Source organism: uncultured Rhodoblastus sp., from assembly GCF_903903185.1.
GTDB lineage: Bacteria > Pseudomonadota > Alphaproteobacteria > Rhizobiales > Beijerinckiaceae > Rhodoblastus.
Window position 1 is genome coordinate 1 of record NZ_CAIUXT010000079.1, and the last position, 21438, is coordinate 21438.

The following is a 21438-nucleotide window of genomic DNA, read 5'->3' on the forward strand; positions in this document are numbered from 1 at the left end:
CAGGCTTAAAATTCCTTGCCCAATGCGTCGAGGCCTTGGGTTAAACCGCGAAGGCTGATGTTGAATTTCGCGTCCTGGTTTGCCCCGTCGATGAAACTGAGCACGCCGCTGGCGTCTTCTTTTTGACCGTGGAAGTTTTTCAACTGGGTTTCGTTCAGGACGACGTCGGCATAGCAGCCGATCGGCAGGCAGCGGCGGAACGGAATGACGGTCGGCTTGGCGTCCTTTTCGGCGCCGGTGAATTTGACGTCGCCGGGGATGGCCTGTCAGAGCAGCTGCTGGCCGAGATCAATCGGCAACTCAACGCGCGAGGGCTGATCGTCAAGAAGGGAACCCTGGTCGACGCGACGATCATCGCGGCGGAGGTGAAGCGCCCGCCTTATGACGAGGGACAAGTCAATCCGCGCGATCCGGACGCCAGCTTCACGATCAAGAACGACAAAACCTATTTCGGCTACAAAGCCCATATCGCCGTGGACGAGCAAAGCGACCTGATCCGCCAGGCCGAAATGACTTCCGCCGACCTGCACGACAGCCAGCGCGGCGAGGCGATGATCCAGGGCGACGAAGAGGCCTATTACGCCGACAAGGCCTACGACAGCAAAGCCCTGCGGGAAAAGCTGGTTTCGCTCGGCATCGACGACAAGATCGCCTACAAGGCCAAGCGCAACAAGCCGCTGAAACATTGGCAGAAGTGGTTCAACACGACGGCGTCGAGCGTGCGCTCGGGTGTCGAGCGGGCCAATGCGACGATGAAGAATTGGTATGGCATGGCGCGGGTTCGTTATCGCGGCTTGGCCCGCAACCATTGTCATCTGCAATTCGTCGCCTGCGCGATGAACATGAAGCGGGCGCGTGTTCTGCTGCGGGCGGCGTGAGCCGTCCGAACAGGAGAATTGCGTCCAAATTGGCAGAGGATGTCGAATTGAGCGGATAAGCGCGATCCAATTGGGTGGGATTGCGGCCTGAAGCGCGCCATCCGCGCTCCAGCGAAGCGGCGAGAACGCCGGTCACACAGCCAAACAGAATTCTTCAAAGCGCTCCATTTGCCATGCGCGGAAAGATATCGCTTATTAGCACCTTTTCTAGACCGCTAGAATGAACGGCATCACTGACTGCGGACCATGGCAAGCTTATGGTTAATGTTGGCGGAACCTGATCGGTCAACCAAACTTCTTCATCCATCAAGTCTGTTAAGTAGGATGCGAGTTCGGAAACGGCGTGCCAGACCTGTTCGATCTCCATCATCGTCTGGGCCCTTCGCCAGATGAGTCGGCGAAAGGCATAGCTGCTCCTGCCGCTCCTTTCGAGCATTGTGCCCATGGATGAATCAAATCTATCATGATCTCCCTCGTTGCCCTTGTACATTGGGAGATCATGGAACACCCGGAATTTCCTCTCCGCCGCAGGTCCTGCAAGTGTCACGATTCCGTGAACCCGATAAAATGGTCCATAATCGGCGGGCAGATTAAGCCGTTTGGTCCGAGCGTGAGCGACATTTGCTCCGCTCCAAGCCTTTGTGCGTTCAGACGTATGCATCGTCATCCGGATAGACTCAAGTTCGATCCCGAAAAGCCATGCTGCTACCGCGTGTCCCGACTCATGAATGGCAGTCGCATCTTGCTCGTGCATTGGATCGAGCAGTTTATCACCAAATTTCCGATGCAATTGTTCGGGAAACATGCCTTGTTCGTAGTCGCAAAAAACTGAACTATTCTTATTACTTAGCATAATAAATCGCCCTTTGTTGTAGCCTCAATTATCGTCGCACGACGGGATCACGTCCGCCAAGATGGTGGAAATTCAGGGGCGGTCGCCGGACCTCTTCCAGCTTCGATTTTCGGAATCGGGGGCGCCTGTTCGGCGAGGCCGGTCATGGTTTCCATGCTCATGTAGCGATGCTGCAATTGCCACTCATCGTTTTTGTTCGAGGAGCCAGCCATCGCGATAGCCGCATGAATTTTTCGCCGCCGGGCATTTGTCGCAATTCCGGTTGGGCTACGCCCGCCCTCCATCGCGACGAATGCCCGGCAATCCGCGACAAACCAATTCCGGCAGAACAACTTTTCTTTGGCAGGAATCTGTTCAGACAACCGGGGCCAACTCCATATCGCGGAGGTTCGAGCCGATCGGCGTGAGCGCGCGAATGATCGCGAGCGCGTCGTCTCGCGAAAAGCGCGCGGACGTCGCGGTGGCGTCGTGCTCTGCGCCGAGAAGTTTTTCGGGCGCCCATGGCGCTATTTCATGGCCCTCACCGGCCGCGTTTTGTAGCGCCGCCATTTCAGCGTCGCTGACGCGCAAGCGAAAGATGCGGTTACGTATTTGACGATTCGTCATCATTGTCGATCCTTGCTCCGTCCCGGGGCTGAGCGCGAAGCGCGACCCCCGGGCGGAGCCAGCTGCAATGTGGCGCCCTACAGGTCCACATTGCTCCGGCCGGCCCCACTTATTTGACATATGATAACGAATGATAGAAAGACCTCGCAGCGATGTCAAGCGCTATAAATGTTCATTAGCCGTCACGCTATCCAGCGTCACCATATAAAAATGCCGAAAAAAATACGGTAAGGTATTGTAAAATTCGTGCGATCGTGTATGTGGTCTTGGCCGTGAGCTACGGAAGATGGCTGAATTGGCTAGTGTCGCAAGGCGAGTGATTAACGAAAAATATGATGAGATTCGAGCGCAAGTTGCCGAGGGTGCAAGGCTGGCGGAGGCTTTCCGTTATTGAGGCTCCATCTTTACCAAATAAACAAATGCCCTTGCCGATCAAGGTCGCGTAACCTGGCCTGATAGTCAGGCATGATGATTTCCAACGACCTCCAAAACCGCTTGGAATGATTATGCTCGAGGATATGGCAGGCCTCGTGCGCGATCACATAATCGACCGCCTTCATCGGGGCCATGATCAGCCGCCAATTCAGCCGGATTCGGCCGTAGGCGTCGCAGCTGCCCCAACGCTTGGATTGATCGACGACCTGCACCGCCGGCGTCGGGACCCCCAGCATTTCTGCCATGGCCTTCGCCCGCACGAAAAATGCATTTTCGCGTGCTCGCGATACCAATGCCGGAGCGCGCTTCGGACCGCGGCTCGACGAACTGAGGGGCCAGCATTTGGCAAGACTGGCGCACGAAGCGAAGCCCCCCGCGCGACAATGCGCGTTAGGACCGCCGCCTCGTCGGGAACGACCTTCAACCGGCAGGGTTGAAGGCCTCGCAAGCCGCGATGATGGCGCGCTTGGCGGTTTCCGAAGGTTTCGGCGGGCGCGGCTTTTTAATGGCGTTCGTCCAGACCCTGTCGCCCATCGACCGCCTTCCTTGAAAGCCGCGCTCGCGGCCGCCATCGTAAAGATCTTCAAGGTCGTCGCCTTCGAGCGCCCGCTCACCGCAGTTCGTCGACCATCTCGGGATGGCGATCCAGAATTCTCAGCAACTGGCTCGTCGGCCCGCTCGGCTCAATGAGACCACGTTCGTATTTGTCGAACGCGTTCTCGCCGACTTTGAGTAACAGCCCCGCTTCGCGTTGCGACAGATTGAGTTTCGTGCGCACGCGGCGAATCGTGGCGGGAGAGGGCAAGCCTTCGATTTTCTCTTTAAGCTCACGCAGAGCCTCATCGACGGCAGCCATGTCGTCTCCGATATGCACGCCATCTCCGGTTCCGGCCGGATAGTAGCCCGGAAGCTCCACGGTGACGCTTTCGCCCTTATAGGAAACATCGAATGGCCGCACGTCGCGCGTCAGGATCTCGCCGGTGTCTGGCGCGACCATTGTGTTCGGAAGAGGTTGCTTTCCGGTCGCCATTTCATTTCTCCTTGAACGAAACCACCGAGAACTCGGTGACGACGTCAGCCTGGAATTTGATGTAGAGCGTCCATCCCTGGGACGGGACGTGATAGACGTCCTGCCAGAGCCGATGGTCTGCGAAAGTGGTCATCGATTTGTAAAACATGCTTTTTTCGATGCTGTTGATGGCCTGCGCGACGCCGCCGCGATCAAAGCCGAGCGCAGTAGCGTCGCGCAAAGCCGAGGTCGTGATGGCGAGGGTTTCGATCGAACCCATCGATAGCTTGATGGCGTCGAGATCATAGGTCGGTCGGCGCTTTTCCATGGCTCCACCATACCACCATAAAGGTGGCGCGACAATGTAAAAGCTCAACGGCCTTCGGTTTTCGGACTGTCGAACATTGGCATGGGCCGCGCAAATCGAGTTCGCCGGCGGCGCTCAAGCTATATCCCAGGGCCTGATAGGCGGCTCTTCGTTTCGCGGCCATGCGCGCGAGAACCGGCACATTATCATCGACATAGTCGTAGATCACCACCTCGCGCTTGGCGTGGTGGAGACGATGAAGGCGTCCGGCATATTGAGTGACAGCGCCTTTCCACGTGATTGGCATGGTCAGGAACAGCGTGTCGAGACGGGCGTCATCAAAACCTTCTCCGAGATATCGGCCAATTGCGACGACAATGCGTTCGTCGGTTTCGGGAACCCGGCAAGCTGCTCCCGCTCCTCCGCGCTCAGCCGCACGACGTATTTTTTGACGGCAATTTTTTTCCCGGACACGAATCACCTCCATCGCTGCTTCAAAGCGACAGTGATTCAGAACTTGCCGTCGAAATCAACGACGGGCGTCACTAGGAGGCATGACGCGCCCGCCGCTTGAGGCTTGTGATTGGAGCCGCCATCGGTCACTTTGTCTGCCCGACATGTTCGTTTGCAGGTTGCCTGATGCTGGACGTCGATGCGGTGCTCGAAGCCGAAGCCAAAACATCCGCCGAGCCGGAATTGTCGCCCGGCTTGCCGCGCAAAATCCTCTGCATCTTTCCCCGCTACCAGCCCTCGCTGGGCTCGTTCGAATATGCCTATGACGTCACCGGGGGGCTGCGGGCCTTCATGCCGCCGCAGGGCCTTCTCGTCATCGCAGCCGCCGTCCCAGCCGGATGGGAGGTCCGTTTCATTGACGAAAACATCCGCAAGGCGCGCGGAAAGGATTTTCGCTGGGCCGATGCGGTGTTCGTCAGCGGCATGCACGTTCAACGCCGGCAGATCAACGATATTTGCAATCGCGCGCATCGCGCCGGAAAGCCGGCGGCGCTCGGCGGTCCGTCGGTTTCTTCAAGCCCGGAAGCCTATCCCGACTTCGACTATCTCCACTTAGGCGAAATGGGTGATGCGACGCAGGCGCTTTTCCATCGACTTGCGCGCGATTGCGCCCGGCCCGCCAGCCAGATTCGGTTCGAGACGCGCGAGCGCCTGCCGCTCGAAGATTTCCCCATACCCGCCTATGAACTGGTCAGTTTCGATCATTATTTCATCGGCTCTCTGCAATTTTCCAGCGGCTGTCCCTATACCTGCGAATTTTGCGATATTCCCGGCCTTTACGGGCGCGTGCCGCGCCTCAAATCGCCGCAGCGCATCATCGCCGAACTCGACAAGCTGCGGGCCTGCGGCCTGACCACCTCGGTCTATTTCGTCGACGATAATTTCATCGCCAACCGCAAGGCGGTGCGCGAACTATTGCCGCATCTGATCGAATGGCAGGAGCGTCATTCCTTCCCGCTGTCTTTCGCCTTCGAGGCGACGCTGAACATCGCCAAATACGACGACCTACTCGCCGCGCTGCGCGCCGCCTGTTTCACCGCCATATTCTGCGGCGTCGAGACGCCCGAACCGGAAGCCCTGCGGTCGATGTCGAAGGAGCAGAACATGACGCTGCCGATCCTGGAGGCGGTGCAAAAACTGAACGCCCATGGCATGGAAGTGATCGCCGGCATGATCGTCGGTCTCGACACCGATGGTCCGCAAACCCGGCAAAACATCATCGATTTCATCGAGGAGTCGCAGGTCGCCATGCTGACAATCAATTTGCTCCAGGCGCTGCCCGGTTCGCCTCTGTGGGACCGGCTGCAGCGCGAAAACCGCATTTCGAGCGACGAGACGCTCGAATCCAATGTTGTGTTCAAAAATTCCTACCAGCAGACGCTTGAGATCTGGCGGGCCTGTCTGCTTCACGCCTATGATCCGGCGCGGCTGTTCGCGCGCTATGATTACCAGACGCGTCACACCTTCCCCAACCGCCGCCCGCGGCCGCGTTCGCCCGAACAGGTCACGCCAAAGAACGTCCGGCGCGGCTTCGCCATGCTGTTCAGGATTTGCTGGAAACTCGGCGTCGTCGCCGATTACCGCCGCGTGTTCTGGGCCTTCGCCTGGCCACGCCTGAAAAAGGGCAAAATTCCCGACGTCATCAGCATCGGCATATTGACCAAGCATCTGATCACCTTCGCGCGCAAGGCGGCGACGGGAAAGCTCAACGCCTCCCATTATTCGAGCAAGCTGAGCTGAAATCCTTGATCCTTTGTCCCGCGCCAAAAGCAAAGACCGCCTCGCGGCGGTCTTTCCAGAACTCGCCGGAAGGGGGATCGGACTATGACCGACGAGGCCTCGCTGCGGCGACACGCTCGATCGATTTTGTCCACATGGCCCAATGTCACTCATGGAGCGCTTTGCAAAAGTCGGCATCTCATGATTCTGTAGGGTCTCCAAGGAGACGATTCGCCGATGTCCCGCCGTTGCTTTGATCACCCTCGACGCCTCGGACACGATCACCCTGACCAATCTCCTTGCAAGCTCCCTGACCTCGGCGCAATTCAAATTCATTTGAGCGACTCGTGGATCGACACTGGCGCTTACTCTGAGACGTATTCGCGCTGTCTGAATGGGACATGTCTTGTGCTACCGACACGCGATCCGGTTCTGGGTTTGCAAACCTAGCCATTTAGAACTAGAACGTCGTTCATATGTGCCCGCTGCAAAGGTCCATAAAAAATTTCATCGCCTCCTTCAAAGCCAGTTGGACCAACCGTGGCCAATAAAATATTGTTTGAGTTGTTCAATATGACAGTGTCCGGCGGCACCGGCATCGCCACCTATTCCCGTAATACGTGCGAAATCGCCAGTGAACTTGGCTTTGAAACCGAAGGCCTGCTTCATTCCTATCGTCCGATCGACACAAAGGATCCTGTGCTGGCCGAAGTCGGCTTTTTCGACGCGCGCAACCGCGAAATTTCTCCTTATACCAAATATGTCACGTTGAATTGGCGGCGAATGGTCGGAGCGCCTTTCGGACTTCGCGGCGCGGCCATGCCCGGCAAGACCATTGTCGTTCAATCTGAGGCGGCGCGGAGTTTCGGTTCGTTGCAAAGACTCTTTGTCGCGCCGCTGTTCATGGATATCAGTCGTTTTCACTTCAAACGCTATGGTTCCGCCGTGAAATTGAAAGTGAATTCGAGACCGGATATCTTCCATGCGACCCAGGCGATCCCGCTTCAGATCGAGGGCGCCCGGAACATATACACAATCCACGATCTCGTGCCTCTCCGGCTGCCCTATAGCACGCTCGACGACAAGAAATTCTTCCTGAACATGGTGCGACATCTGGGTCGGGTCGCGGAGCGGATCGTCACCGTCTCCGAAGCCTCCCGCAACGATCTGATCAATATCTGCGGCATCGCGCCGGAAAAAGTGGTCAATACCTATCAATCGGTGTCGTTCCCCGCAGATATGGTGGCGCAGAGCGACGCCGAAACCGCCAGGCTGGTTGAGCAGTCCTTCGGTCTCAAATCCGGCGACTATTATCTTTTTTATGGCGCGCTTGAACCCAAAAAAAATGTTGGACGGCTGATCGACGCCTATATTGCCAGCGGCAGCCAGCGATCCCTGGTTCTCGCGGGCGGTCTCGGGTGGGAATATGCCGCGGACCTCGACAAAATTGAGGAAAACCAATCGAATGCCTTGAAGATCGAGGGGCGGCGCATCGTTCCGGATGAGCGGATCCGCCGCCTGCAACATTTGCCGCTATTTCAACTCATGGCGTTGATTCGCAACGCCCGGGCGGTGATCTTTCCATCCCTTTACGAAGGCTTTGGTCTGCCCGTGCTGGAATCGATGCTGTTGCGAACGCCCGTCGTGACCTCCAACACGTCCTCCCTGGTTGAAGTCGCCGGCGACGCCGCCTTGCTTGTCGATCCGTCGGATATCCGCAGCATCATGGCCGCAATCCAGAAAATCGACGCGGACGATGCGCTTTGCGCCGAGCTTGCGCGGCGCGGCGTGATTCAGGCCGGAAAATTTTCTCCGGCCGCCCATAAGGTCAAGCTCGGCCGCGTCTATGACGAGGCTCTCGCACGGCCCGTCGCGAAAAATTAGCTGGAAGAAAATTATAAGCTGCCCAGAAAATTCTCTATTGCTTCGAAATAGGGTTTTTCGGTCGGCGGCTTGAATGCGCGCGCGCGCCTGACCGCCTCCAGCCGCGAAGCAGAGCCGGGCCGAGCGAAATCTTCAATGGCGTTCTTCCATCCAAATCCGTCGAGCGGCGAAATGAACAGCGCGGAATCGCCTGCGGTTTCGCGAAAAATAGGGATGTCGGAAGCAATTGTCGGCACGCCTAGAGTCAGCGCCTCTATCGCCGGAAGTCCATAGCCTTCCGCGAAACTCGGCAGGATCAAGGCGCAGGCGTTGGCGACCAGTTTGCGCATGGCGCGACGCGACAGGCCGCTGACGCGCCGAACGCAACCTCCCAGAATGGGCGAGCGCGTCAGAGCATTGATCACCGGTTCATTGTCCCAGCCATTGGCGCCGACGAGGACCAATTTCGGCGCCTCGGGTCCGATGTCGCGCCAAAGATTCAGGATCATCTGATGATTTTTCCGCGGCTCTATCGTTCCGACCATTACAAAATAAGGCTTTGCGGACAAGTTGGGGTCGTCATCTTCCGTCGTCCGGCCTGGTCCCAGCGGAGACGGAAGATGCTGGACCTGAATGGGCGGAAGAGGGACCCTGCGGCGGCCATATTCGGCGATAATGCGTTCGCGCACTGACTGCGAGGTGGTGATGATGGCCTTGGCGTGTCGAACAATGGTCTCCACGCGGCGATTGAAACGATCTTCATATCCGGCCCGGAAATATTCCGGATAATCGAGTGGCAGGAGATCGTGAACGAGAAACACCGGGACAATGTCGGGACGGCGGTCCAGCCACTCGAAGAAGCGATGAAACTCGAAACCGCTCTGGGCGACATTGAGATAAATGGCGTTTTCCGGCGCCTTGCGTGGAAAATCATCGATAACGCGCATCGCGCATTGATCGAGATAGGCGCGCCAGCCTTCATCGAAGCCACGGTGAGGCCGAATTCCAGGCGTGGTGCCCGAGGTCGCCGAGTCCTTGATCCATGCTTGCAGGTCTTCCCAGACCGGCTCGGCTGCGGGCGCTTCGGCGTCGCCGACTTTGCGATTGAAGCGCTCGACCAGCCGCCGCACACGCGCCGCGTCGAAGGCATGCGGCGAGCGCCAGCCATAATGGAGTCCGCAGGCGAAACCGGCGCTCGCGGAAAAGTGTCGCGCATAGACGAGGTCGACGCGATCTATTCCCGTTGTGGCGCGACGGTTGAGCCTCGACACGAGATGGGTGACGTCGAAGGTAATTGGCCGACGAGTCGCGTTCATCGGTTGGCTCAGGAAAGCGATTTTCGGATGATCATTCCGAAACAGGTGGAAGCGAAGCCGTCGATGGACAATTTGAGGTGAGCGCTGTCGCCATGGGCGTTCATCCGCTCAAGCTTCTGGCTCGGGTCGCCAGGGTAAGGCGGGATATCGATGAATCGGTCAAGCGGCTTGTCGCCAACATTGAAGTCGAGGCTGTTCACTTCATGCCCGAGCCCGCGCAGCCTTTCCGCAAGAGCTGCGAAATGGCGCCGCAGCGGCAGAACCGTCGGCCAGTTGTCGATCGTCTCGTCGTCGCTCAGGAAATTGAATTCCGTCGTGTGGACGGCGACACCTCCTGGCTTCAGCGTCGCCATCGCGTTGACGACGAAATCCATCGCCTTGCCGATCGACCCGAGATGCTCCAAGGCGCAGACGGACCAGCAGAAGTCGAAATCCGTCAAGTCGGGGGGAATAGCGTTCATATCGACCACGCGATGAGAAACCAGGGCGTCGAAAACCTCGCGCGTCACGAGATGCGCTTTGTAAGCGGATTCGAGCGCCGTCAAATGCTGACCCGTCTGCTTCCAGCCCTCCGCCGAAGCGTCTTCAATGGACAGGTCGGTGACAGTGGCGTGGACGCCCCGCGACGCCATGTAGCTGGCCAGGGGTTCTTCCCCGCAGCCGAAGCCGACACCCCGCCGCCCCGGTTCCAGCACGCCGTTTTCAGCAAGCCCCTGAAGGAGATAGGCAAACTCCCATAATTTCCGATGAAAGATGACGCCAATGCCGAGTTGCGCGCACCAATAAGCACACCAATCGCTTTCCAGGTCGGCCTGCGTCGAGGGCTTCCATCCAAGTCCGACCGGGCGGTAGCCTATGTTTTCCCGGACCGGTAAATCCGCGGCAAGCCGCCGCGCAAGCTCGAAACCAAAATATTTGATGTTGAGCGCCATAAGCTCGAGGTTTTTCAAGCGCACGGCCAAAGAAGAAGAATTCGGTCTCGATGACGCGTCCGTAGGGGTTAGAAGACCGCGGAGTTCGCCTTCGAGCCATTCGTTTCGATCGACCGAAGGCGGAACTGGAACGTCGGGCATGATATTCCTTGAATTTTTGGGAAACGTCCATCGGAGGGAACGCGAGTAGCCGTCTCATCGCCTAAAAATCTCCGTGGATCAACCGCGGCGACGGCTCAACGCGGCATGGACGAGCGATAGCCTCCCTTCGATGGCGCCCGTCGACAATTGCATTCGAATTTCGACCGGAGCCAGCGAATTGACCACCCGGAAGTCCAGGTCGAAACCAAAGCGGCCGGACGCCGGCAGTTTCGCGGATATCGCCGTCAAAATCCGCTCGGAAAAAATATCTGCGCCGATCTGGTTGTCCGAGAAACACTCCTCGACTTCAATCTCTACCGACATGCGCCAGTCGCCTTCCGGGAGATGGAGATAAGGACCACAGATGATGAAGCGCGCGGGACCGAGAAGTTCGATCGGACTATCCAGGAACGCCCCTGGCACATCCCAATTCAGGAACATTGAAACTGGCCAGTTGACCTCGTCCATGCCAAAGCCGGAAATCAGGCCGCCATAGGCCTCGCTCAGCTGCGCCAAGGCCTGCTTCTCGGCTGGGGAAAGTTGGTTGTCGATCGGGTGATCCTGGACATGAGGAAACTCGGCGCGGACATAGTCATACAAGGTTTCGATATGCGACTCGGGCGGCGCCAGACCCTCCATGATGGCGGCGAATTGAATATCGTCGCAGGGCGCGCCATAAAAGCTGACGAGGCTTTGAACGAACGAAGCAAGACTCTGCTCGTAATCCGCCGGCGAAATGCGTTTGACGTTCGGCGAAAGAAGAAAATGGTTCAGCGCGCAGATAACCTGTGTCGTGAAGCGGACCGCCTGAGCAAAAGCCATTTGGCGGGAGCGTCGGACATAAAGGAAAATATCGACAAAATCCTCCACCACCATAACGATCGGTGCCCGAACGTTCGCGATCAATGCAGCCATCTCGCGATGGGGACAATCGGAAAATAAAATCACGCACTTTCGGTGCTCTTGGCCCACGCTGTGCCAATGTTGCCGGAACTCTTCCAGATTGCTCGCCTGAATAAATAAATGCGCACCAAAAATTTCACCTCCGATTCGCCGGACGATGCTGCTTGTCGCGTAGCCCAGCGCTGATGGCGAGCCGAAAGAAGCCAGAAGCATGAATTAAACCTTCAAAAATGCAACATCGTATGATAACAATAACCAGCTGGTAGCTTGAAAAACAAGGCGAATCAGCGGTAGGGCCCCCCTTGGGCGCGTCCAGCTACAATTTCGACGCATTTTTTGGGTCAATAGAAATCGGGCTCTGTTTCCGCCTAACCGTCGAGGAAGACAGCTTTCATGGCTTTTGAGGTTCCAGCAACGGCAAATGGTTTCCAGTCGCCTGCCGCGCAGGCGGCTGGGCGCCGCGCGGGGGCTTTGGCTCGACGTTGGCTGCCAACCAGTCGACGCAGCCTGTTCTTCTTCATCGCGGTTGTCGCGCCAACGCTTTTCGCCACACTCTATTACGGACTGATCGCCTCGAACCGATTCGTCTCGGAATCGGAATTCGTCGTTCGCAGCGTTTCGAGCCACCGCGCCACCGGCCTCGAAATGCTGTTTCAGACTTTCGGCGTTTCACGCACCGAGGACGATGGCAACGCCGTCCAGAGCTATCTCCTGTCCCGTGACGCCGTTCGCGCGCTCGAGAGACGCATTCCGCTGCGAAAAATGTTCGGGCGTGACGGCGTCGACCTGTTTGCCCGGTTTCCGCATTTCTGGCGCGGCGATTCGTTTGAACGCCTCTACGAATATTATCTTGAGCGGGTGAGCGTCATCCAGGATCCCTCGAAAGGCATTACCGTGCTGCGGGTTATCGCATTCGATCCGTCGGACGCGCAGCAGATGACGACGGAATTGCTGCGGCTGGGCGAGGAAATGGTCAATCGCCTCAACTCTCGCGCGCAGAGGGATGCGATCTCGTCGTCCCTTGTCGAAATGGCGAACGCGGAAAAGCGGACGCTGGAGGCGCAAATCAAGCTTCGAGAGTTTCGCAACAAGGAAGGATTGGTCGATCCGGCGAAAAACTCGTCCTCCGTGCTTGAAACCATCACGACGCTGTCGACGGAACTCGCCGACGACATGGCTCAAGCCAATGAACTGAAACGAAACTCGCCGCAGAGCCCTTCCATCGGCTCGGCGAATGAAAAAATCGATTCGCTTCGTCGCGGCATAGAATCCCAACGCCTCCAACTGGCCGGCGGCGACGCCAGCCTCGCGGCCAAGCTCGGCGTATACGAGCAATTGGCTCTCGAACGCGAACTCGCGGAGCGCAGCCTGGCCAGCGCCAATCTTTCCCTTGAGGCGGCGCGTCAGGAAGCGCGCCGGCAGGCGATCTATCTGGAATCCATTGTTTCGCCCAATCTTTCGGATGAATCGACCGAGCCGCAAAGGCTGAGGCTGATCGTAACCGTCTTTGTGCTGAGTTTCGCCCTCGCTTCGGTGGCATGGCTCGTCGTCGCTGGCGCCAAAGAACATAGTATCGAATGAGCGCCCTGCAGCGATTCCTCCAGTTCGACGATCCCGACCGCCTCTGGTTGCGCGGGTTGCGCATCCAGACCCGCGTCATCGGCGCCTTGATGCTGCGCGACGCGGTCGCCAGATTCGGTCATGAAAATCTCGGATTTTTCTGGATCATCGGCGAACCCATGCTGCTGACAGCAGGCGTCATGCTGATGTGGTCGATCACCGGATCCGGCCACGGCGCGCATGTGAGCGTGATCCCTTTCGCCCTGACCGGCTATTCCTACATCACCTTATGGCGGCATCTGGTAAATCGCGCTACTCGCTGCCTGACCCGCAACGCTTCGCTCATGTATCTCGGTTACGTCAAGTTTTTCGATATACTGCTTTCTGGATTCCTGCTGGAGTTGGTGGCGATTCTGGCTGCCTTTTCTATCGTTTATCTTCCTCTCGCCCTGCTCGGCTTCGTTCCGGTGCTGCATGATCCTCTTCTCATGTTGGGTGGCTGGATTTTGGGAGGATGGTTCATGTTCGGTTTCAGCCTTGTCATCGCAGGGATTTCAGAATTCAGCGACGCCGCCGAGCGCTTCATCCAGCCTGCGATGTATATTACCCTGCCATTCACCGGTGTGTTCTTCCTGGTGGAATGGTTGCCACCCCAGGGGCAAAAAGTCATGATGTGGTCACCGTTAGTGAGCGGAATCGAAATGTTCCGCGGCGGGATATTTCCGACCGACATCCCTTTCCATTATGATGCATTCTACCTCCTTGGCTGGTGTGTCGCCCTTACTTCAATTGGCCTGCCGCTTTGCGGCTACGCCCAAAAGCATATCCAGGTTCGTTGACCGGAGAAGAGCCGATGAGAGCGACGCATGTTAGAAGGCGGTTTTGGTGACGCACCTCGACGAGCCCATGACGATTCGCGAGATCAAGCTGACGCCGCTCGCGTCCCGGGGCGAACTGGTGGCGTCAAACGGCGAACTTGTTTCCGCCTTTGAACAACAGCAGGCTCCTGAAGCCCGGACCTCGTTTTTCGGACGCTATAATCTATTCATCCTGACCGTGGTCGTCCCATGCTTCCTGTCGGCGCTCTACCTTTTCCTGATCGCCTCCGACCGCTATGTTTCAGAAGCGCAATTCATCGTTCGCTCGGCTTCCGGCTCGGGCTATGAGTCGGCGCAAACCATGGTCGAAAGCCGCGGCCTTTCAAAAGCGAAGGACGAAACCTTCGTGGTCGGCAAATATATCGAATCGCGCGATGCGCTCGACTGGCTGATCCGGAATGAGGACCTCCGCAGCGTCTTCAGCCGTCCCGAGGCCGATTTTGTGAACCGCTTTCCCAATTTTTTCACCCGCGACACAAGGGAGAGCTATTACAAATATTACAGGCGCATGGTGACGAGCGTCATCGACGAGTCCACGGGTATCAGCACGATCAGCGTCGTCGCCTTCACGCCCGAGGACGCCCAACGTCTGGCGGCCGCGCTGTTGCGGTCGGCGGAGGATCTGATCAACCGAATCAATGAACGCGCGGAAAGAGACGCAGTCGGTTATGCGGACAAGGATGTCGTGAGAACCCACGAACGGGTCGCCGATGTGGAGCATCGCCTGAAGCTTTTTCGCAGCGAGGCCGGCTTCGTCGACGCCCAGCACGAAAGCGCGGCCGCCCTGCAGACCATCACCCGCCTTTCGACCGAACTGGCCCAGATCCAGACAAGCTTGCAGCAGCATCAAACCTTGACGCCCGACAGTCCCGCCTTGGCCAGCCTGCGCGAGAAGGCAAAGTCCTATCAGGACGAAATCTTGCGGCGCAAATTGGCGACCGCCGGCGACAATGTTTCGATCGCATCGAAAATGGACACTTACGATGAATTGATGCTTGAAAAGATGATTGCCGAAAAAGCCCTCGCCAGCGCCGAAAACAACCGCCTGATGGCGCAGCAAAGCGCCACGCAGCAGCACCTCTATCTCCAGACCGTCGTCGAACCGAATGTGGCGGATATTCCCACCTATCCCCGGCGCTTTCTCTATTTTCTGCTGACCTTCGTCTGCTCGGTGACGATATTTGTCATCATCCGCAATATGCGGCAATTCGCCTATGAGCATGCGCTTTGAAGAAATTGATCAGACGCCCCTTGAACGCTTTGGCGCCACTGCGAAGATCGGCCCTCGCGCTGACTAGCGGCAGCTTCGCCATTACGGCGAGGAAGGCGGTTGATTGGTCGCCGGTCCCAACTGAAATAGACAAGGGAATAGGGCGCGCAATCCGTGTGAAAAACCTCGTCAAGGAATATCATACGCCGATCGGGCGCAGACGCATTCTAGACGACATTTCCTTCGAGGTCGGCGAAGGCGAGAAGGTCGCCGTGCTCGGTCGCAATGGCGCTGGAAAATCGACCCTCATCAAACTGATCAGCGGCGTCGAGACGCCAACTTCCGGCAGTATCGAGAAAAGCATGTTCATGTCCTGGCCGCTCGGCTTCGCCGGCGGACTCGAAGGAGAAATGACCGGACGGGACAACGCCCGCTTCATCGCCCGACTTTACAGCAAGGACATCGGCGATGTTCTCGCCTTCGTCGATGACTTTGCCGAGCTCGGCCGCCAGATCGATATTGCGGTCCGCAATTATTCCTCGGGGATGCGAATGCGCCTCGCCTTCGCCTTGACCCTCGCGGTGGATTTCGAGTGTTTTCTGATCGACGAGGTCCTGTCCGTGGGAGACCAGCGCTTTCACCGCAAGTGCCATGACGCTCTTTTCGTAAAGCGAAAGCATTGCTCGATGCTTCTTATCAGCCACGATACGGCGATTGTCCGGGAGTTTTGCCAGAAGGCTGTCATTCTCAAGGCGGGTCGTGGTCGCGTGTTTGCGGATATTGATCTGGCGTTGAAGATTTACGAAACATTGTAACGTCGTCTCCGAATTATCTCCCACTCTTGGAGGTGGCGCAAAAATCGTTGATGCGTTGGTGTTGTTTCATTCCAGAAATTTGTGTGCTAAACACCAATCCACGGCGTTATGCCCGAGATCCATTGCGCTTTTTTATTAAAATGCAGCTACGGAATTGGGATGCTCTTCCACGGTCATAAACTAGCATATAGGAACGAGTAGCATGGCTTTTTTTCCAAGCGTAACCAGCAAATCGCCTGCTAAGTTACTAAGGAGTGCTTTAGCCGGCATATTAAAGAAAAATGAAGAATTGAACGACCTCGAAAAGCCAAAGCCCAAACATTCGCCGGCAATTAAAAGTATAGAATCCGCCCGGTTAGATTATTCAAACGAGCCTTCCGCCAATAAGAGGGTGTCTAATACTTCTGTGAAATATATACACCAGATATTTATACAAGCTGATGGCGAGCTGCCGAAATCATTTCCTCAATCGATTGCGATCAATACACGTTTCGTAAGGGAGCTATACCCTGACGCCATCTATCATCTATATTCTGGTAATGAAATTCGTACATTTATTAAAACACATTTTGGTGAACGTGTCATCCGCGCTTACGATACGTTGGCTCCATTTGCGTATAAGTGTGATCTTGCGCGGTTGTGTTTGCTATATATATACGGTGGCTTATACGTAGACTTGGGTATTCGAATTCTGTTTCCGTTAAAAATAAAGCAACGTACAAAAATTTTACTATTCCGATGCCCGATTCATCATGAGAACCATCCTTGGGACGTTGAAAATTCATTAATGTATACGGTACCAAAGCGCGAAGAATTTTCAGTTGCTATCGATATTATTTGTTCAAATGTGGAGAACCGCTTTTACGGCGTAAACACTTTGGCGCCAACCGGGCCGGGCGTCATAGGCCGAGCGATCGCTATTGTGGGAGCGGAACAGGACTACTCTGTTGGATTCTCCTCTGTCTCAAACACGCAGTTACCAGTTAATTTTTTCAATTATATCCTTCAAGACGGTACATTCGTTGCTACGCGCACGAAGGACGGTCGTTTGAACGTGGTGATAAAATCCGCAAATAATTACAATGACTTTTGGCATTCCCGTACAATGTACGGGGAGGATACAGTGTTTCTTGCTAAAGATTTCAAATCGAGACAGATAGAGCACGAAGAGGCCGTTGACAAGGCGCATGGTGAAGAAAATGATAGGCGTCTGATAAATTACATTGAAATTCCAGAAAACGCAGATGGATGCGTCATCTGGGGGCCATACAAATATTTAAGAGAGGGGCGATACAAAGCAGTATTCGTGTTCACAGAAAAAACTGATATTAGTGGGCTAAAAATCGTTTTTTTCGACAAAGGAATTGGGGTTCTACATGAAGAAATTTTGGCGTATGCGGATAGAATTGGAGACTCTAAATTTATGATTGACTTTATTAATCCGTTTGACTCGCGCTTCATGGAAACGATGCTTTATTCAAATGGTAAATCGTCAGGCGGACTCGTCTCGGTGACTTTTAAAGCGTCGTCTCCCGACGAGCCTATTGTATTTCTTGCTAAGGATTTCAAATCCAGAGCGACCGAAAGTTTAGAAATAAACGGTAAGCTCCACGATCAAAAGCGCAGAGATTACATTGAAATTTTTAAAGGCAGTGACGGCTGCGTAATCTGGGGGCCATACAAGTCCGTGAAGGAAGGAAGATACAAAGTTACATTAACGTTTATTGAAAATACCGACGTTCGTGGCTTGAAGATCGCTTTTTTCGACAAGGGCATCGGCACCATCTATGAAGAAGATTTGACGGCGGCAGAGCCGGGAGGCACCGGTAAGTTTTTGATTGACTTCCATAATCCGTTTGATGCAACGTTTATCGAAACGAGACTTCATTCCGACGGTCAATCTTCGGGTGCGCTTGTTTCGATAACTCTGGAACCCACCTCTTACAAAGGACCTATCGTATTTCTTGCCAAGGATTTTATATCGAAAGCGGTAAAAATAAAAGAGGCATCTTCCATCAAAATGGAAAATGTGCGAAAACGCGAAAAGAACATTGCCATTATGAGGCATTCAGTTGGATGCGTCATTTGGGGACCTTATAGATTTTTGAAGCAAGGGCGTTACAAAGTGGCCGTATTGTTTACTGAAAACACAAACACCCGCGGCTTGAAGATCGATATTTATGACCGAGGATTAGGAGTTATCTATGAAAGCGACTTGGCCAGCGCCGAGAACGCAGGTTCCCGCAGATTCGTTCTAGAATTTGATAATCCATTTAATTTATTGTATATGGAAACAAGGTTTCATTCGAAAGGTCGGGCATCGGGCGCTCTCGTTTCCGTGACTTTCGAGCTCATCGAGGCAGGCTAAAACTACAACGAATTATAAAAAAAATGAAAAATCGTGGACCTAAAATCGTAAGTGGCGTGTTGATACTGCGGTCAATCGGTTCGGGGATTCTTCATCAACATCCCATCAGCAGAGACGGGGCGCCACTTACATTTGAGGAACGATAAGGTGGATATAAAATTAAATGCAGTGATCGAAACGAGGTCGCTTCAAGAAATCAGAAGCGATTTCATCGCGGCCAAAATTCTACCAACGGTCTGGCTTGGTGATAATGTATCACGAATTGATGATTACACCCGTCTAGCTGAAAATTGTGACGAAATTCTAGAATGCGGAGTATATACAGGCCTTACGACAACCGCGTTTCTTTTAGCGAGACCAAAAAAACTTGTTTCAATCGATACCACTTCGAAATATTTTTCTCTGTTAGCCGATCTGTCGCGGCTTGCGAAAAACCAAGGGACAGAATTCACTTTTTTAGAAATGAATGATCTGGACTATGAATCGGAGGGTCAGGATTTGTTGTTGATTGACACGACCCACTTTTATGATCAGACTCTAAAAGAGCTTGATAGATTTGGGCCTAACACACGGAAAAGAATTATTCTTCACGACTGCGCGTCACACGAGGGGGTTTTTCAGGCGGTATCAGAATGGTTGTGGTGTAATAAGAACTTTTACATTGCTGAGCACGACAACCGAGGAGATGGACTATGTGTCCTAGAACGCTACTAGGCCATTTTATTATGAAAACGAGAGTTTAGACTGGCTGCTCGTAAGGCCCCTCATTTTTGGAGGGCTCAAAAAACATGAATTATTCCTTATCCCCGCGTGGGGAGACTGCGAATCAGCCAAGAGCGGGAGCTATGTGGGACAAAAGCGTGATCGGCGGCGAAAACCGCGACCACGGCGTCGCTCGACCGGGCCACCGCCAGTTCCCAAGCGACCGCTATGGCGGCGGCGATATCGCGGCGCTCGGCTTCGAGCACGGTCTCGCCCTTGACGAGGATCTCCACCATCTGCTCCTTAACGAGAAAGCGACAATCGTGATTGGTGACGATGGTCGGCACATCGAAGGTTTCGGGGTCCAGCCGCAGCAAGGTGTCCTGAAATGTCGAGAGCTTGCCGAGCAGCGGAATGAATTGTTTGGGCATGGTCTCGCGCGAGGCGTGCCAGCGCCGCCGCACATGATCACCGGAATGGTCTTGTTGATTTTGCCTTCGTTCGGACGGCCAGACCGAAAGCTCCCTTCAGCGCACAATCGGCCCGGTAAATTTTCATCGGCGCCACAAGCTTCAGTTAACGGATTTTCTACGCAATTTCAGCGATGAAAAGCGACGGACGGGTCGCCGACGGCGACCGGGGCGCGAAAGTGCGCAGAAAAATTGGAAGCCACGCACTCGACGCCAATATTGCCGAAAAGTAGCGCCCTGACGGCGAACAGAAAAATGCGCCAGGATCGTCCAGCAAGCGAGAAGTCATCGAGATCGGGTCAGATGCAAACCGGCGCCTATGGCATTGATCCGAGGAAGTTCCGCGGTAATGCAAATTCGGGCATCGGAGAGAAGAAACTTCCGTCAAGAGGGTCGGTGTCATGACTTGGCGACGACGAGGTCGTTTTCGGTTTCGTCGGCAAGGTCGGACTGCGGCGCTTGGGAGAGGCTTTCCTCGGTCGCCACCTGCCGCGCGTCTTTCACCGCCTTGGCTCCCAGTCCGAGGACGGCGAGGAGGCCGAGGCCGAGAATCGATATATCGATTCCTGACAACCCATTGACCAGCGGCTCCCTCAGCCCGGCGGCGGAAGCGACAAAGGCCCAGCCGATCATCAGGATGCGAAACTCGGTCGCGCCGACGCCGATGTAGGACATTTGGTGGACGTGATGGGCGGCGGCCCGAATATAGGTGTAGGCGAAAAAGAGCAGGTAGCAGAGCAGCACCACCAAGGCCGCGACCTGCGAAAGGAAGGGCGAGAGGCCGAAGGCGACGATCAGAATGATTTGCGAGAACAGGTCGCAGGTGTGGTCGACGAGGAAGCCGAAACGCGGACGCTCCTCGCTGCGATAGCGCGCCAGCGAACCGTCGAGGGAATCGCCGAACCAGTTCATCGCTATGCCCAGCGCCACCGTTGGCAGCCAGAGCAGGGACCAGTTGCAGCCGATCAGGCCGACCGAGGCGGCCAGAGAGCCGAACATCCCGAGGCCGGTCAACTGAAGGGAAGTGACCCGTTCGGGTATTTTGGGCAGGATCCAGCGTATTAGAGCGGTTTCCGATCAACCTGTATCATAGCCGCATGCGCGAAAGTAGTTCTCGCATTCCGCGGGTTTGAAGGTAAGCGTCCACCCGGGGCCATTCTGGCGGCGCGGGGCGCGTGTTTGGTAATGGTTTGACATGGATAGCAACATCTATGTCTAGTGACACCCGTCGTTGATTTCGACGGCAAGTTCTGAATCACTGTCGCTTTGAAGCAGCGATGGAGGTGATTCGTGTCTGGGAAAGAAATTGCCGTCAAAAAATACGTCGTGCGGTTGAGCGCGGAGGAGCGGGAGCAGCTTGCCGGGTTTATTAGCGCAGGCAAGCGGTCGGCGCGATTGCTGACCAAGGCGCGCATCCTTTTGAAGGCGGATGTCTCGGAAGCTGGCGAAGGCTGGTGCGACAGCCGGATCGCCGAGGCTCTGGACACCAGCGTCGCCAATGTTGAACGAACGCGCCGACAGTTGGTGGAGGAAGGGTTGGAGGCCGCGCTGGCCCACAAATACAATCCGAAGTCCGCGCGTCCCCGGATTTTCGACGGCGCTTCGGAAGCAAAGCTGATCGCGCTGGCCTGTGGACCGGCCCCGGAGGGCTACGCCAGGTGGACGCTGAGCCTGCTCGAAGAAAAAGTCGTCGAACTGAACATCGTCGAAAAAGCCAGCGACAATACGATCGGGCGTACGCTCAAAAAAACATTCTCAAACCGCATCTCAAGCAGCAATGGGTGATCGCGCCCGAGGCTAGCGCGGCCTTCGTCGCCAACATGGAAGACGTGCTGGAAGTCTATCAGCGCCCGCATGATCCGCAGCGGCCGTTGGTGTGTCTCGACGAGACCTCAAAGCAAATGATCAAGGAGACGCGGGTCCGCATTCCCGCCGCGCCCGGACGCAAGGCGCGTCACGA

The 21438-nt window shown here is 55.6% G+C and carries 23 protein-coding genes and 1 pseudogene; 10 read left to right on the forward strand and 14 right to left on the reverse strand.

Translation table 11 applies throughout. The features are described 5' to 3' along the window. Positions 1-5: 5 nt before the first annotated feature. Positions 6-206, reverse strand: a complete 201-nt coding sequence (locus QZY01_RS07685) for an invasion associated locus B family protein (protein ID WP_342394886.1) — start codon at positions 204-206, stop codon at positions 6-8. On the opposite strand from QZY01_RS07685, the gene QZY01_RS07690 reads away from it, so the two are divergent. Further along, the gene (locus QZY01_RS07690) at positions 129-878 is read left to right on the forward strand and encodes an IS5 family transposase (protein ID WP_294535495.1); all 750 of its coding nucleotides are present in this window, start codon (positions 129-131) and stop codon (positions 876-878) included. The genes QZY01_RS07685 and QZY01_RS07690 overlap by 78 nt on opposite strands. Positions 879-1032: 154 nt before the next feature. Here the strand turns inward: QZY01_RS07690 and QZY01_RS07695 are convergent, their stop codons facing one another. From QZY01_RS07695 to QZY01_RS07725, 7 genes and pseudogenes are all read right to left on the reverse strand, one after another. Then, the gene (locus QZY01_RS07695) at positions 1033-1683 is read right to left on the reverse strand and encodes a hypothetical protein (protein ID WP_294535441.1); all 651 of its coding nucleotides are present in this window, start codon (positions 1681-1683) and stop codon (positions 1033-1035) included. Positions 1684-1778: 95 nt separating this feature from the next. Further along, positions 1779-2093 carry a hypothetical protein gene (locus tag QZY01_RS07700; protein WP_294535444.1) on the reverse strand — a complete coding sequence of 105 codons (315 nt, stop codon included), beginning with the start codon at positions 2091-2093 and terminating at the stop codon, positions 1779-1781. Next, the gene (locus QZY01_RS07705) at positions 2086-2340 is read right to left on the reverse strand and encodes a hypothetical protein (RefSeq protein WP_294535446.1); all 255 of its coding nucleotides are present in this window, start codon (positions 2338-2340) and stop codon (positions 2086-2088) included. Before QZY01_RS07705 ends, QZY01_RS07700 begins: the two co-directional genes overlap by 8 nt. A gap of 401 nt (positions 2341-2741) precedes the next feature. Beyond that, positions 2742-3265 (reverse strand): annotated as a pseudogene (locus QZY01_RS07710) (SprT family zinc-dependent metalloprotease); the annotation flags it as partial. A gap of 117 nt (positions 3266-3382) precedes the next feature. Continuing rightward, positions 3383-3802: a type II toxin-antitoxin system MqsA family antitoxin gene (locus QZY01_RS07715; RefSeq protein WP_294535449.1), complete on the reverse strand. Its 420-nt coding sequence runs from the start codon at positions 3800-3802 to the stop codon at positions 3383-3385. Position 3803: 1 nt separating this feature from the next. After that, complete coding sequence (locus tag QZY01_RS07720) at positions 3804-4109, reverse strand: type II toxin-antitoxin system MqsR family toxin (protein ID WP_294535452.1); 306 nt, start codon at positions 4107-4109, stop codon at positions 3804-3806. Further along, entirely contained in the window at positions 4084-4575 is a 492-nt protein-coding gene (locus QZY01_RS07725; RefSeq protein ID WP_294535455.1) for a hypothetical protein, read from the reverse strand. Before QZY01_RS07725 ends, QZY01_RS07720 begins: the two co-directional genes overlap by 26 nt. Before the next feature lie 152 nt (positions 4576-4727). On the opposite strand from QZY01_RS07725, the gene QZY01_RS07730 reads away from it, so the two are divergent. After that, entirely contained in the window at positions 4728-6341 is a 1614-nt protein-coding gene (locus tag QZY01_RS07730) for a B12-binding domain-containing radical SAM protein (protein WP_294535457.1), read from the forward strand. Between the two features lie 498 nt (positions 6342-6839). On the opposite strand, the gene QZY01_RS07735 is transcribed toward QZY01_RS07730, so the two are convergent. Continuing rightward, entirely contained in the window at positions 6840-7304 is a 465-nt protein-coding gene (locus tag QZY01_RS07735) for a hypothetical protein (RefSeq protein WP_294535459.1), read from the reverse strand. On the opposite strand from QZY01_RS07735, the gene QZY01_RS07740 reads away from it, so the two are divergent. Continuing rightward, on the forward strand, positions 7278-8204 hold the full coding sequence (locus QZY01_RS07740; RefSeq protein WP_294535462.1) for a glycosyltransferase family 1 protein: 927 nt from the start codon (positions 7278-7280) through the stop codon (positions 8202-8204). The genes QZY01_RS07735 and QZY01_RS07740 overlap by 27 nt on opposite strands. An 11-nt stretch (positions 8205-8215) precedes the next feature. Here QZY01_RS07740 and QZY01_RS07745 read toward each other — a convergent pair whose 3' ends face one another. From QZY01_RS07745 to QZY01_RS07755, 3 genes are all read right to left on the reverse strand, one after another. Next, a complete protein-coding gene (locus tag QZY01_RS07745) occupies positions 8216-9499 on the reverse strand; it encodes a glycosyltransferase family 1 protein (protein ID WP_294535464.1) in 1284 nt (427 codons plus the stop codon). 8 nt (positions 9500-9507) lie between these two features. Then, positions 9508-10449: a methyltransferase domain-containing protein gene (locus tag QZY01_RS07750; RefSeq protein WP_294535466.1), complete on the reverse strand. Its 942-nt coding sequence runs from the start codon at positions 10447-10449 to the stop codon at positions 9508-9510. Between the two features lie 201 nt (positions 10450-10650). Continuing rightward, positions 10651-11688, reverse strand: coding sequence for a hypothetical protein (locus tag QZY01_RS07755; RefSeq protein ID WP_294535469.1), 1038 nt, complete (start codon positions 11686-11688; stop codon positions 10651-10653). A gap of 180 nt (positions 11689-11868) precedes the next feature. Here QZY01_RS07755 and QZY01_RS07760 point away from each other — a divergent pair, with 180 nt between their 5' ends. From QZY01_RS07760 to QZY01_RS07785, 6 genes are all read left to right on the forward strand, one after another. Beyond that, the gene (locus tag QZY01_RS07760) at positions 11869-13056 is read left to right on the forward strand and encodes a capsule biosynthesis protein (protein WP_294535472.1); all 1188 of its coding nucleotides are present in this window, start codon (positions 11869-11871) and stop codon (positions 13054-13056) included. Next, positions 13053-13874, forward strand: a complete 822-nt coding sequence (locus QZY01_RS07765) for an ABC transporter permease (protein ID WP_294535475.1) — start codon at positions 13053-13055, stop codon at positions 13872-13874. Before QZY01_RS07760 ends, QZY01_RS07765 begins: the two co-directional genes overlap by 4 nt. 46 nt (positions 13875-13920) lie before the next feature. Further along, positions 13921-15144 (forward strand): hypothetical protein, encoded by a 1224-nt coding sequence (locus tag QZY01_RS07770; protein WP_294535477.1) that lies wholly within the window; start codon positions 13921-13923, stop codon positions 15142-15144. 155 nt (positions 15145-15299) lie between these two features. Then, a complete protein-coding gene (locus QZY01_RS07775; RefSeq protein WP_294535480.1) occupies positions 15300-15938 on the forward strand; it encodes an ABC transporter ATP-binding protein in 639 nt (212 codons plus the stop codon). A 202-nt stretch (positions 15939-16140) separates the two neighbouring features. Further along, positions 16141-18306, forward strand: a complete 2166-nt coding sequence (locus QZY01_RS07780) for a glycosyltransferase (protein WP_294535483.1) — start codon at positions 16141-16143, stop codon at positions 18304-18306. A 147-nt stretch (positions 18307-18453) separates the two neighbouring features. After that, the gene (locus QZY01_RS07785; protein WP_294535486.1) at positions 18454-19020 is read left to right on the forward strand and encodes a hypothetical protein; all 567 of its coding nucleotides are present in this window, start codon (positions 18454-18456) and stop codon (positions 19018-19020) included. An 86-nt stretch (positions 19021-19106) separates the two neighbouring features. Here the strand turns inward: QZY01_RS07785 and QZY01_RS07790 are convergent, their stop codons facing one another. After that, complete coding sequence (locus QZY01_RS07790) at positions 19107-19439, reverse strand: sugar phosphate nucleotidyltransferase (protein WP_294535488.1); 333 nt, start codon at positions 19437-19439, stop codon at positions 19107-19109. 438 nt (positions 19440-19877) lie between these two features. Further along, on the reverse strand, positions 19878-20477 hold the full coding sequence (locus QZY01_RS07795) for a CDP-alcohol phosphatidyltransferase family protein (protein WP_342394885.1): 600 nt from the start codon (positions 20475-20477) through the stop codon (positions 19878-19880). Between the two features lie 291 nt (positions 20478-20768). On the opposite strand from QZY01_RS07795, the gene QZY01_RS07800 reads away from it, so the two are divergent. Next, positions 20769-21263 (forward strand): helix-turn-helix domain-containing protein, encoded by a 495-nt coding sequence (locus tag QZY01_RS07800; protein ID WP_294535491.1) that lies wholly within the window; start codon positions 20769-20771, stop codon positions 21261-21263. The last annotated feature ends 175 nt before the right edge of the window (positions 21264-21438 follow it).